Origin of the sequence: Dyella flagellata (assembly GCF_030160275.1) — a bacterium.
GTDB lineage: Bacteria > Pseudomonadota > Gammaproteobacteria > Xanthomonadales > Rhodanobacteraceae > Dyella_B > Dyella_B flagellata.
Map to the genome: position 1 here is coordinate 249,061 of NZ_BSOA01000002.1, position 11,864 is coordinate 260,924.

Below are 11,864 nucleotides of genomic sequence, written 5' to 3' on the forward strand. Positions count from 1 at the left end.
CTCAAGACACGTCACACGGGAACAGGCTCATGCAACACACGCTTTCCATCCTTCTGCAGAACGAAGCCGGCGCCTTGGTTCGCGTCGCAGGCCTGTTTGCCGCGCGCGGACATAACATCGACACGCTGACCGTGGCGCCCACGACCGATCCGGCGGTATCGCACCTGATCCTGACTGTGCGCGGCGACAACGCCGCGCTCACGCAAATCCTGCAGCAGACGCGCAAACTGGTGGACGTATTGCAGGTACAACACGCGACGCACGCATGAACGCACAGCTCGCGGACAAACCATCGGCACCCACCGCCGCGGCCATATTGCGTCGTGCGGAAGTGGCGCGTGTCTACGAAGTAGCGCAGCATACCGCTTTGGAACGCGCACCGCTGCTTTCCGCGCGACTCGGCGCTGATGTATGGCTCAAGCGCGAAGATCAGCAACCGGTGTTTTCGTTCAAGCTGCGCGGCGCCTACAACCGCATGGCACAGCTCGATGCCGCCGAACGCCTGCGTGGCGTAATCGCGGCCTCAGCTGGCAATCATGCGCAAGGCGTGGCCTTGGCTGCTTCGCGATTGAAAATTCCCGCAATGATCGTGATGCCGGTGACTGCGCCGCAGGTGAAAGTCGACGCGGTGCGGCGCTTCGGTGGTGCGTATGCGGAGGTGGTACTGCACGGCGATTCGTACAGCGACGCGCAAGCGGAAGCCCAGCGCCTGCGTGACCAGCGCGACGCTACGTTCGTGCATCCCTTCGACGACCTGGATGTAATTGCCGGTCAGGCCACCATCGCACTGGAGCTGCTGGATCAACACCAAGGGCCCTTGCACGCCGTGTTTGTACCGATCGGCGGCGGCGGCCTGGCCGCCGGCATGGCAGCTGTGATCAAGGCGCGCCGCCCAGGCGTGCGCGTCATCGGTGTTCAAGCCAGCGATGCTGACGCGATGGCGCGTGCGATCGAAGCGGGAGAGCGCGTGTTGCTGGACGAAGTCGGCCTGTTTGCGGACGGCACCGCCGTCAAGCAAGTAGGCACGCTAACCTTTTCCCTGTGCCAGCAGTATCTCGACGAAGTGTTGCGCGTGGATACCGACGCCATTTGCGCGGCCATTCGTGACATCTACCAGGACACGCGCAGCATTCCCGAACCTTCGGGGGCGCTGGCGCTGGCCGGCTTGAAGCAATACGTCGCCGCGCATGGCGAATGCGCAGGCTCCTTGGTGGCGGTGGTTTCCGGCGCCAACATGAATTTCGACCGCCTGCGTTTCGTGGCCGAACGTGCGGAAGTAGGCGAACAACGCGAAGCCGTATTCGCGGTGACCATCCCGGAGCAGCGCGGCAGTTTTCGCCGCTTCTGCGCCGCGCTGGGACAGCATTCGATCACCGAATTCAATTACCGCATTGGCGACGCCCAGGCCGCGCATATTTTCGTTGGCGTGCAAACGGCCAAGCGTGGCGAACGCGAGGCGCTGGCGGAGGCCTTTCGCGCCAATGACTTCGGCGTGCTCGACCTCACCGACGATGAACTCGCAAAGCTGCATTTACGCCACATGATCGGCGGCCGCTCGCCGCTGGCTCGCGACGAGCGGCTGTATCGCTTCGACTTCCCCGAGCGGCCCGGGGCACTGGCGCGTTTCCTGGATCGCATGCATCCGGACTGGAACATCAGCCTGTTCCACTATCGCAATCATGGCGCGGATTACGGCCGCATCCTGGTCGGCATCCAGGTACCTCCGAGCGAACTGGAACTGCTCAAGAATTTTCTTGCAGGACTTGGCTATCCTTGCGTTGACGAGAGCGGCAATCCCGCGTATCGACTCCTGTTGTGCGTTGAAGCCTGAGTTGCCGAATGCGCCAGGGCCGGCTCCCAGTCCACAATGTCCATCGGGCCAGAAGCAGCCGAGATGCCAGCTTTCTACCAGACGCCACTACTTCGCCGGTATCGCGGCTCGCCGCTTTTGGCGCGGTGTCCCGATGCGCGAACACCGCGCCAACAATCACCACTACGCCAACATAAAACCATACGCCCAGCTGCCGCTGCTCACCCAGGAACAGCCCCGCCAATACCACGGAGTATACGGGCTCCAGATTGGTGATTATTTGCGAGGCAAACGCGCTTACATGGCGCATTGCAACCAGCATCAATGAGAACGGCAGCAATGTGCAACCAAACGATAGGGCCAACAGCCATACCGCATCGTGCGGACTTGGCAGCGGTAACACCTGCCCCGCATGCGGCAGCAGCGGTGCCATCGCTACCAAAAATAGCGCGCCCGCCCCCATCTCGATGCAGGTGACGGTCAACGGATCACCATGGTGGACCATGCGTTTATTGAATGAATAGTACAGCGCCAAGAACAGTGCGGCGATCACGCCTAGCACAATGCCCGCGTGCATGTTGCCGGGTACGCCGCCTACCACCATTATCACCCCAGGAATGGTGACGATGGCGATCAACAACTCGCGCGGATTGAATCTGCGCTTGGCCAGCAAAGGTTCGACAAAGGCTAAAAAAGCGGGAGCCAGTGCGATGCATGCAGCGGCTACCGAGGCATTGGCCAACTTGATCGACGCATAGAAAATCAACCAGTGCGAAGCCACCACCACGCCGATGCCAGCGTAGGTCATGCACAGCTTCAGTGGCATGACACGCAAGCCACGCCAGACGCTCGGCAATAGGAGTAGGGCGCCGCACACCAGAAGCATGCGCCAACACACCAACGCCACAGCCGACAGCGTGATCAGCTTGCCGAAAATGGCAGTAAATCCCCACAAAAATGCGCAGAAATGCATTTGTAGACGAGCCTTGCTATGGGTTTGCATAAATAGCACCGACGAGATAACGCGTGGGCTTTAGCCCACACAAAGGGATATAATCTTTCGCTATGTCTTCTCGGAAGGAATATCCACTCCCGAGGCATCCTTGGCAGCAGCCTTAAATGTGGCAACTTCCTTTTAATTTTTGGACAACGCCGCCATGCTATGGCGTATGCGTCGCTACGCAGTAGCGATATTTTCTAATGGAGTAATTAATCAGGCTTATGGACAACCTACTGGACCCCTCCATCCTTGGCATGTTGCCTTGCTTCGTAGCCGCGGCGCGGCTGAAGAGTTTCACTAAAGCCGCGCAAGCCCTGCACCTTACCCAAAGCGCCGTAAGCCAGCAGATCCGGCACCTGGAAAGTCGGCTTGGCTACGAGCTGTTCGTGCGCCAATCGCGCGGCTTGGCGCTCACTCCAAAGGGCGAGTTGCTGTACCGCGCAGCGGCGGGAGCGCTGGGCGATCTCAAGGAAGCTTTGCATGAACTGAGCAATCCGGACGCATCGCTACAGATCAGTTGCCTGCCATCCTTTGCCTTGCAATGGCTCGTGCCACGGCTGCAGGCGTTCCGATCCGTTCATCCGGACATAAGCGTACGACTGAGAGCCGAGTATCAAGACCTCGATCTTGGCGCATTGGAGACAGAAGGCATTGACATAGCCATACGCTACGTGCCCGTCACCAATGACACCCCTTACTGCCGCACCCTTTTCGATGAGTATTTGCTGGTGGTCGCCACGCCCGAATACCTGCGCGATCATCCACCGTCCGCCACCAAGACCTGGCTTTCGAGCGTCACGCTTTTGCATGATGCAGAGCCCTGGGATAACGCTCCGGCGCTTATCGAGTGGAAGACTTGGCTCGACGCTGTCACCCCGGGACAGATCGACATGGTGCATGGCTTGGAATTCAACCTCGCGAGCTTGGTAATAAGCGCGGCGCTCAATCACCAAGGCGTTGCACTGGTGCGTCATGCCCTGGTAGCCGAGGAACTTGCCTCACGCCGACTTGTCGCCGTCTTGGGCAAGTATGTGCGCGCCCCAGCCAAATATGTGCTGATGTGCCGTCAACCTCATGCGCACCGCGTGGCCGCGTTTATGGAATGGCTGACGTCTGAGGCCCAGCAATTCGATCAGACGCGCAAGCTTGCGCCAAACAAGTAGGCTGGGATGATAATCCCAGCTTCCCGCACGCCGCCCCGATGCTGGGATTACCATCCTGAGGTTTCCCCACGTTTTTTGCTCTTGGATCCCGTAAAAATCAAGCAGCTGCGTTTTAGCCCGCTGACATCCAAAGAAACGGGCCGTCATTCCCGCGAAAGCGGGAATCCATCTCGCTCTGATGCATCCTGAAAATGGATTCCCGCTTTCGCGGGAATGACGGCATTTGGGGCACGTATGCAGGTAAAGGAAAAATGTGGGGATACCTCAGGATTACCATCCCAGCCTACGCGCGATCGATGAATGCCTAAGCCTGCAGGGTTCCTGCAAGCACCTCATCGAGCGAACCACCCGCATCCAACTCGAACACATGATTGTCGTAATCGGTGAAATACAACGCCGTATCTTCGCGCGCCATGAAGTGCTCGACGTCGTAAGTAGCCAGCTTGCCGGCATAAGTCTTCAATTCGTCGCGACCGACTTCGAACGCGATATGGTCGCCATTGCGGCAGGAAGGACCATCCCCCTGCCGCAGCACAAACCACACGCCGCCGTACTTCGCAAAGGTCTGCGAATGCCCGAGATCGTCAGGGCAGTCGGCGATCACCTGTGCACCGAGCACGTCCGCGAACAATCCTGCTGTGCGTGCGGGATCCCGCACGATCAGTGCAATGTGAGCGATGGCGATGTTCATGGACGTGCCTCCCGATGCCATAGGTCCCCCCGGACCTATCTCCTTGGCGGGCACACTGTACTACTGAGGTGGCCGCGCGGCACAAACTTTGTAAGTTGCCTGTAAGCTAGGGAAAACCCCTGCATCCGGCGTGTGGCAAGCCGGCATCGGGGTTCGTTGCCCTCAAACTGCTCCTGCAGCACCGTTTCGGCGTAAAGGGGCAAGCTACACTTGCCGTCATGGCCCCGACTTCCCGCAAGCGCCCCCGGCGAACCTCCCCCGCTCCTGCGCCACACCGTGCGCGAGCTTCAAACGCCCCAACGCGTGCGCAGCCGGACCGCCCGGCCGATAGCTCCACACGCGCCGCAAGCGTACTGGACTGGCTGCTACAGAAGCTGCCGGAGCGCCACCGCCAGAAGGCGCACGACATCCTGGTGCTAACCCGCATGGACCGGCCCATCGGCGCCCTGCTGCTGCTGTGGCCAACCTGGTGGGCACTATGGCTGGCAGCCGGCGACCTGCCGCCATGGAAGCCGCTGCTCATCTTTACGCTGGGTGTCTTTGCGATGCGCGCGGCCGGCTGCGCCATCAACGACTATGCCGACCGCAAGCTCGACCCGCAGGTAGCTCGCACGGCAGGCAGACCCATCGCCTCCGGCCGCGTGACACCACGCGAGGCGTTGATCGTCTTCGCCAGCCTGTTGGTGTTCGCCTTCCTGCTGGTGTTGTTGACCAATCCGCTGACCATCAAGCTCTCCTTCATTGGTGCCGCACTGGCTGCGCTCTATCCCTTCACCAAGCGCTACACGGATTTTCCGCAAGTAGTGCTGGGCGCAGCTTTTGGCTGGGCCATCCCGATGGCGTTCGCCGCCGTGCAGAACACCGTGCCACCGCTGGGATGGTTGCTATTCATAGCCAATATCCTGTGGTCGGTGATCTACGACACCGAGTACGCGATGGTGGATCGCGAGGACGATCTCAAGGCCGGGGCGCGCTCCACTGCCATTCTGTTCGGCGATGCGGACTTGCTGATCATCGGCGTGCTGATGGGCACGCTGATGGTTGCCCTGGTGATGATCGGCACGCGTGGGCATCTGGGCTGGCCGTATTGGCTGGGAGTAATAGCGGCAGCCGGACTGTTTGGCTGGCAGCAATGGCTAATTCGGAATCGCGAGCGCGAGGCATGCCTTACGGCATTTCGGAACAACAACTGGGTGGGACTTAGCTTGTGGATAGGTATCGCGCTAGCACTTGCTGTACGGTGAACTGTGAGACGAGGCTACTTTGAGTTACGTGATCTCAATAGATCATTAACTCCTCGGCCCACATTGCAGCTTATTCGTGCGCGCTCCACCTTTTAGCGACGCGCCATCCTCCGATTGACGCGTCGCATTAGTACTATGCATGCGAGAACAAGCTAACTCTCATGCTCCTTCATTAACATGGCATCTCCATGCCGATGAAGAAAATACAAAGCCGCACACAGGCCATCGACCTGCGTGGGAGTAAGCGGCAATGCGCCGGGTTCCGGTAGCCTGTTGTAGGCTTTTGCGCGATTAAAGGCTTCGCTGCTCTTCAGCAACCCTCGAATGACCTGGATGGCCACGCTGGTACCCGCAAACTTCATCAAGTAGGCGTACCGCTCGTTTCTTTGTGGGTCTTTGGGAAACCGCGGCGGCTCACCGAGCCAGAAGGTTTCAGAAGGGCGTGCGCGTGTCGTACTATTCTTGGAGACCATGAGCAACTCCTTGAAAGTTGTTTGTGGTTCAGTGGATCGTGGGAGCGGCCAACTCTCACGGTCCACGCTTTTCCTGGCATTGCTGCAAGGGTCACGCACACAGGGAAAATTGATAGCGTGGGTGACATGCCCACATTATCAAATCGATGGGGTAGATGATGTAGGGGATCGTCGCTTTGCGTGTGCGGTTTTCGTAGCTGGATCAATCCTGTCGCGCGCCTCGTCCGCATTGGATCTTCGGATGCAAAAATTAGTGCATTTACTCATCACTTGTCTCTGGCGATGGCTGCACCGTTTTCTTCATCGCCAACAGGAAAAATGCTATCGCCGTAAACGAATGCAAAAGCCGTATCGACATTGTCCACGCAAGCCCGCGTGGGTGGTCGACGAGGTTATTCGCATCCATCAAGAAACCGGCTTCGGCTCGCGAAAGGTGACAGCGACGTTCAACGGCCTGCATAAAGCCAAAGTCGGCGTAAGTGTTGGAAAGAGCTTCGTGGCCGAACAGATTCGCGCTCATCGTTACCAAGCCCTTCAACTCAGCAAGCAATATAGGCATCGACGACCACTGCCCTCGCCTCGCAACCACACCTGGGGTGTGGATATGACGGGTGCCGAAGATATCCATGGTACATCGCACACTATTGTCGGCATGATAGACGCAGGCAGCCGCATGGCTCTGGCGATGCATACGATTAGGCAACGCTCGGCCTTAGCATTGCTCGAAGCCATCATTGCAGCGGCCAAGGTTCACGGGTTGCCATGCATCATCAAGACCGATAATGAAGCATGCTTTACGTCGCGGATCTTCCGCTTTGGATTGATGTGCCTGGGTATTCGGCATCAGCGTAGCAGGCCGGGATCGCCATGGCAGAATGGCCGCATCGAACGATTGTTTGGTACGTTGAAGGAAAAGCTGGATAGGCTTACCGTGTACCACGGCCTCGGCTTGAATCAGGCGCTAGATGAATTCCGTTTCTGGTACAACTGCATACGGCCTCATCAGCATTTGGATGGCTGGACGCCTTGGGAGGCTTGGCACGGTATAAATCCGTCCACGCATGCGCCGAAGTCGGTCATGCGATTCATTGCTTGGGATGGGTTGCTCAGGGGATATCACGTTCGCAGGTAGCTGACCTTACTCTTCGCACGCAAGACAGCTATCGACTATCAGGGGAGAGCCCTGTGTTCGGATTGTGTGTCATTACAGATTCAACCAAAAGTGAAGGATTTGGCGACAGAAGAGCAGTCCATATCTAAACGATCGAGAGCGAAGACGATCACCATTTGACCGCCTTCGCTCGCTGGACTTCACGAACTCACCCCGGTTGCGGGGAAATTTTTACTTTGGCGGACGCGGACGGGGCAACGATCACCATTTGACCGCCTTCGCTCGCTGGACTTCACGAACTCACCCCGGTTGCGGGGAAATTTTTACTTTGGCGGACGCGGACGGGGCACCTATTTGATGGATGTCCCAGATTCCGTTTGTGGGGATACTTTTACTTTGGCGGACGCGGACGGGGCAGCGGCCAGTAGGTTTGCAGTGCCTTTCCTGGCTGAGCAACTTCCGCATCCGCTACTGTCGTGTTTGGAACTATACGCGATTAAAAGACCTGATCATACTAATAGACTCAATATCAAGATTTAAAAATCTGATACCCACGAGCTCTTCGTTGCGTATCAAGAACCATACGTCACCATAACTTACACGCGAATCAAAATCCTTGTTTTCGTTAATGCTAATCTCAGCAATATCCTCAGATGTTGCCAAGGAAAAGTTACAACCAATATTTGCCCGCCGAGCAGACGCAGGCCCGGTAAATTCAGTACCGCCCGGCAGCTCCAAAACAGGAAGACCAGTGGGACCGGTATCGACCCCACGCATAAGATTATGTCCAACCTCACCGACGAGAGTTACGGTCACTCCTCTTAAGGTCATCGAATCGGAGGAAACTATCAACTCCAATAGATTATTTTCAAAATTACCCATCCGAATATAACGCGCGCCCCCCAGCGGCTGTCGCTGCGTGCGAAAGGTAATAGGCACATACTCATTCACATTAACCAGACACGAATAATCTGTCGAACTAGCGAAATCAACGATTTTTAACATTTTTACTTCCTTAATTAGTCGGGAGAGCATGAATCAGAGCTGGCAATTGGCCAGACTGCCGCGGAGGAGAGAATATTAGCTCCCAATCACCTTGATTTATCAGGGTTCCGTAAGAGACTCCGTTAGCAGTGGCGTCACCCACTGCAGCCTGTAGGCTACTCAACTGAATTTGAGAGTTCAGATTCACTAAATTAGGGCTAAATCCACCGGCTGATCCATTGTTACCGAGGGCATACTCCGCCATATGCTCACTTGCATTCGGTGCCACCCAAACGTCAGCGCCATGCGTAGACAGCGTGAAGGAACGTGGGATTTGAGTACCATCATAAGCGTCCTGCGTAGGATTAATCGAATCCCAGACGGTTCCTGTTTTGTCTGGAACCAAACTGCTGGCGCTGAAAATTCCCTTGCCATCGTCGGCGACACATGTAAGAGCTTCAGCCTCCCCATCTAGCGCGATGTTAGCAGCTATCATAGGGGAGTTTACTGTCACGTTGTAGCCCGTATCGTACCCCATTTGCTCGGGCGTGGCGGTCTGAAATTCCCTAATTACAGACTTATTGAACGCATCCAAATGACTGCTTATCGAATCTGCAATGTTGTTTGAACTGACAGCCTGAAGGATTGATCCAACAATCTGACCTTGCTGTTGTTGGCTAGTGTTAAACACGAAGTTCAAGAGGCCAGAATCGGCCTCCGCAAGCTTTCCGGGAATGGATTTTATTCCGTTTAGGATTTCGCCCGGAAGTGCAGAGAACTGATTTTTCAGTATTTGCTCGCCATCTTGAACACCCTGATAGGCACCCAATGCAAACGATATTGGCGTAGCGCCTATGCCGTTCAATATCTCATAGAGGCTGGGCCCTTGCTTGGCGTACTCTTCGGCACTTTGCAACAGGGGGTCATTCGACTGCCCTTGATCGCCTTGCGCATTGCCATCCAGTCCAGGTGCACTGCAAGTGAGACTAGAAAGGGACCCTGAGCCTCCCGTACCGCCCAAAAGCACAGAAGAGGCCCCTCCAGTGTCGTTCGTAAGATTCGCAAGAGATGAGCTGTCCGACAACATTTGCGCGCCGCCAAGGAAAGACGCGAGGTTATTGCTATTGCTATCCGTCGATGCGGTGGCATTCCCCACCCCAACTTCTGACGCAATAAGCTGTTCGGCTGCGCCATCGCCAATGTACAGGTCGCGATTGCCACCATTTCCATTGGAGTCGATAGTTGCCAATCCTCCACTGCTACTCGTCTCCTGAGCCAACTGCGCATCAAGCTGTGCCGCCTGCGTGCTGGCTTGCTGCACCTGGGTATTGTCCTGTTGCGCCTGCTCGCTCGCCGCCTGGTAATTGTTCTGGTCCTGCTGCACCAGCGCATTGTCCTGGTTATATAGCGACGTATCTTGCGTGGCCGTCGCACTCAGCTGGGTGTAAGCGGACAGATCACCACCCGAGCCGCCCGAGCCACCTGTATCGCCCCCGACTCCCGTGCCCGCGGTCGCCAGACTAAAGTTCGACCAACCGGTTCCGCCGCCGTTTCCGCCTCCATCCGAATTGTCAGTACCGTCGCCTCCCGTCGTATCGCCACCGCTAGCATCCGTGGCGGCGTTATTCACAAGATTTTCGATCATCTTATCGGTGAAATTTTTGAAGAACGCGCTGATACTGGCCTGGTAGATAGCGTCCACCATCCGCGTAGCCATTTTTTGGTTGTACGTATCGATCTCCGTTTGAGTCTGGAGATAGGCGGCTCCTGGCGCGCCGTCCGGTGCACTAAAATTCAAGCCTTGACTGTCCGAGTCCTCGATCGAGGACCAAATCTCATCCCTCATCGGTTTGTTGATGATCCAGGCCCTCTGCGTTTTGTAGGCCCTGACCAGCGCCTCGTTCGTACCGTACACCGCGGTCCATTCACTCACACTGCTTCCCAACTGCTTCCTGATCGCATCGGCCTCGACTTTGTAAGCAGCTTGTTTAGCGAGTTCCATGGCCTGCGCCTGCTGCGCGGGGGTTGCGGCCTGCGCCTGCTGTTCAGCCGCTTGTGCCGCGATAACCGCCCCCTGGGCTTTGGCCGCCTGCTGTTGCGCGGTCGCCGCGACATGCTCGTCCTGGGTCAGCTGGGACTTTTTCTGACTGGCAAGCTGTGCCGCCTGTTCCGCCTGCGCCTGGGCAGCAGCCACTTCCCGCTCCTGCTCTTCCACCTGGGCGACGCTCTGCGCAATCGCCGATTGCTGGTTGAGCACCGCATCGATCGACATCGCCAGGATTTGTGCCGTGGTGTACAGCGCATTGGTGCTGCCACTCAACAAGGCGCCTTGCGAGTACGGCTGATACGTGTTCGCCGCGTTCGTATCAGTGGTCACCTGCGGGATCGTCAACATCATCCCGGCCGTCAACGTGGCCGTGGGCGCCAGGCCGTTGGCTTGCGCCAGGATGTAGTAGTAGTTGCTATCGCCGTAGATGGCCTGTGCCAGCCCTTGCAACGTGTCGCCGGCCCGCACCGTGTAGTTTTGCGTGCCAGTACCGCTATTGCTGTAGCCACCGGTGGTGCTGAGCACGTCGATGGCGCCCGTGGTATCGACACTACCCAGTTCGTTCTCGTTGACCGACTCGTAGCTGGTGGTGATCGTGCTGCCGTTGCTGCTGGTGCTCTTCTGCAGCAGCTGACCGCCCGAGGTGTACGCCATCACCTGGCTTTGGCTGACGCCGTTGACGATACCCGTGCTGCTCGCCAGCTCACCCAGGTCGTTGTACGTGTTGGTCGTGCTGGGGCTTGGGCTGCCGCTCCCCGTAATCGGCGTAAGCTCCGTGTTAGCCAGCAGCAAGCTGTTCTGCTTGATGTAGCTATTGAGGTACCCGCTGGTACTGGTGCTGGTGCTTGGTTGGCCATTGACGAGGGTGGTGGTGCCGGTGGTGACGCGATAGCCGAGCACATTGCCATCGGCGTCATAACCGTAGCCAGGGCCAGCGGCCGCGTAGTTGGTCTCGGTAACCAGATACAAGGCGCCCGCGGTAGTACCCGATGGCGCGCTCGGCACCGCCGTGTCCTGGGTCGCGTAGGCGCTGCTCGCCACGCCGGTGCCGTATTGGTTGATCAGGTTTTGTGCGGATTCTTCAGCGTATTGGCTCTGATCGACCAATTCGCCGTCGGCGTTGTAGGTGTAGAACGTGTCGCTCTGGACCCAGCCCGCGTCGCTGAAGGTCACCAAAGAACCGTTGTAGGTACCCGCTCCCTGATGACCGGGCAAGTTGTAGAACACATCGGTGGCCAAGCGGCCGTCGTTGTCGTAGCTGCGGGTTTCGTACGGCGAATAGGTCGTGCCACCGGGTTGCTCAGTCTGCACCAGCGTGAGCTGACCGAGCGCGTTGTAGCT

General features: G+C 57.5%; 10 protein-coding genes. 5 read left to right on the forward strand and 5 right to left on the reverse strand.

Translation table 11 applies throughout. The features are described from left to right. Window positions 1-29: 29 nt before the first annotated feature. Together ilvN and ilvA are read left to right on the forward strand one after the other, a co-directional pair. The gene (gene ilvN / locus QQJ96_RS01375) at window positions 30-269 is read left to right on the forward strand and encodes an acetolactate synthase small subunit (protein WP_284330104.1); all 240 of its coding nucleotides are present in this window, start codon (window positions 30-32) and stop codon (window positions 267-269) included. After that, window positions 266-1,831 (forward strand): threonine ammonia-lyase, biosynthetic, encoded by a 1,566-nt coding sequence (ilvA, locus tag QQJ96_RS01380; protein WP_284330105.1) that lies wholly within the window; start codon window positions 266-268, stop codon window positions 1,829-1,831. The genes ilvN and ilvA overlap by 4 nt, the downstream gene beginning before the upstream one ends. Here ilvA and QQJ96_RS01385 read toward each other — a convergent pair. Beyond that, window positions 1,743-2,813 (reverse strand): DMT family transporter, encoded by a 1,071-nt coding sequence (locus QQJ96_RS01385; RefSeq protein ID WP_284330106.1) that lies wholly within the window; start codon window positions 2,811-2,813, stop codon window positions 1,743-1,745. The genes ilvA and QQJ96_RS01385 overlap by 89 nt on opposite strands. A gap of 218 nt (window positions 2,814-3,031) precedes the next feature. On the opposite strand from QQJ96_RS01385, the gene QQJ96_RS01390 reads away from it, so the two are divergent. Continuing rightward, window positions 3,032-3,973 (forward strand): LysR substrate-binding domain-containing protein, encoded by a 942-nt coding sequence (locus QQJ96_RS01390; RefSeq protein ID WP_284330107.1) that lies wholly within the window; start codon window positions 3,032-3,034, stop codon window positions 3,971-3,973. Between the two features lie 304 nt (window positions 3,974-4,277). On the opposite strand, the gene QQJ96_RS01395 is transcribed toward QQJ96_RS01390, so the two are convergent. Continuing rightward, the gene (locus tag QQJ96_RS01395; protein ID WP_284330108.1) at window positions 4,278-4,664 is read right to left on the reverse strand and encodes a VOC family protein; all 387 of its coding nucleotides are present in this window, start codon (window positions 4,662-4,664) and stop codon (window positions 4,278-4,280) included. 218 nt (window positions 4,665-4,882) lie between these two features. Here QQJ96_RS01395 and ubiA point away from each other — a divergent pair, with 218 nt between their 5' ends. Next, complete coding sequence (gene ubiA, locus QQJ96_RS01400) at window positions 4,883-5,908, forward strand: 4-hydroxybenzoate octaprenyltransferase (protein ID WP_284330109.1); 1,026 nt, start codon at window positions 4,883-4,885, stop codon at window positions 5,906-5,908. Window positions 5,909-6,060: 152 nt separating this feature from the next. Here ubiA and QQJ96_RS01405 read toward each other — a convergent pair whose 3' ends face one another. Beyond that, a complete protein-coding gene (locus QQJ96_RS01405; protein WP_284330110.1) occupies window positions 6,061-6,381 on the reverse strand; it encodes a hypothetical protein in 321 nt (106 codons plus the stop codon). A 241-nt stretch (window positions 6,382-6,622) separates the two neighbouring features. Between QQJ96_RS01405 and QQJ96_RS01410 the strand changes: the two genes are divergently transcribed. Further along, window positions 6,623-7,513 (forward strand): integrase core domain-containing protein, encoded by an 891-nt coding sequence (locus tag QQJ96_RS01410; RefSeq protein WP_284330111.1) that lies wholly within the window; start codon window positions 6,623-6,625, stop codon window positions 7,511-7,513. A gap of 465 nt (window positions 7,514-7,978) precedes the next feature. On the opposite strand, the gene QQJ96_RS01415 is transcribed toward QQJ96_RS01410, so the two are convergent. Further along, window positions 7,979-8,497, reverse strand: a complete 519-nt coding sequence (locus QQJ96_RS01415; RefSeq protein WP_284330112.1) for a hypothetical protein — start codon at window positions 8,495-8,497, stop codon at window positions 7,979-7,981. A gap of 10 nt (window positions 8,498-8,507) precedes the next feature. After that, window positions 8,508-11,864, reverse strand: a 3,357-nt coding sequence (locus tag QQJ96_RS01420) for a LysM peptidoglycan-binding domain-containing protein (protein ID WP_284330113.1), incomplete at its 5' end; no start/stop codon positions are given.

Excerpts from the sequence above, each read along its gene's own strand:
- ilvN (WP_284330104.1), top strand. The coding sequence starts at position 30 with ATGCAACACACGCTTTCCATCCTTCTGCAGAACGAAGCCGGCGCCTTG.
- ilvA (WP_284330105.1), top strand. The coding sequence starts at position 266 with ATGAACGCACAGCTCGCGGACAAACCATCGGCACCCACCGCCGCGGCC.
- QQJ96_RS01385 (WP_284330106.1), bottom strand. The coding sequence starts at position 2,813 with ATGCAAACCCATAGCAAGGCTCGTCTACAAATGCATTTCTGCGCATTT.
- QQJ96_RS01390 (WP_284330107.1), top strand. The coding sequence starts at position 3,032 with ATGGACAACCTACTGGACCCCTCCATCCTTGGCATGTTGCCTTGCTTC.
- QQJ96_RS01395 (WP_284330108.1), bottom strand. The coding sequence starts at position 4,664 with ATGAACATCGCCATCGCTCACATTGCACTGATCGTGCGGGATCCCGCA.
- ubiA (WP_284330109.1), top strand. The coding sequence starts at position 4,883 with ATGGCCCCGACTTCCCGCAAGCGCCCCCGGCGAACCTCCCCCGCTCCT.
- QQJ96_RS01405 (WP_284330110.1), bottom strand. The coding sequence starts at position 6,381 with ATGGTCTCCAAGAATAGTACGACACGCGCACGCCCTTCTGAAACCTTC.
- QQJ96_RS01410 (WP_284330111.1), top strand. The coding sequence starts at position 6,623 with ATGCAAAAATTAGTGCATTTACTCATCACTTGTCTCTGGCGATGGCTG.
- QQJ96_RS01415 (WP_284330112.1), bottom strand. The coding sequence starts at position 8,497 with ATGTTAAAAATCGTTGATTTCGCTAGTTCGACAGATTATTCGTGTCTG.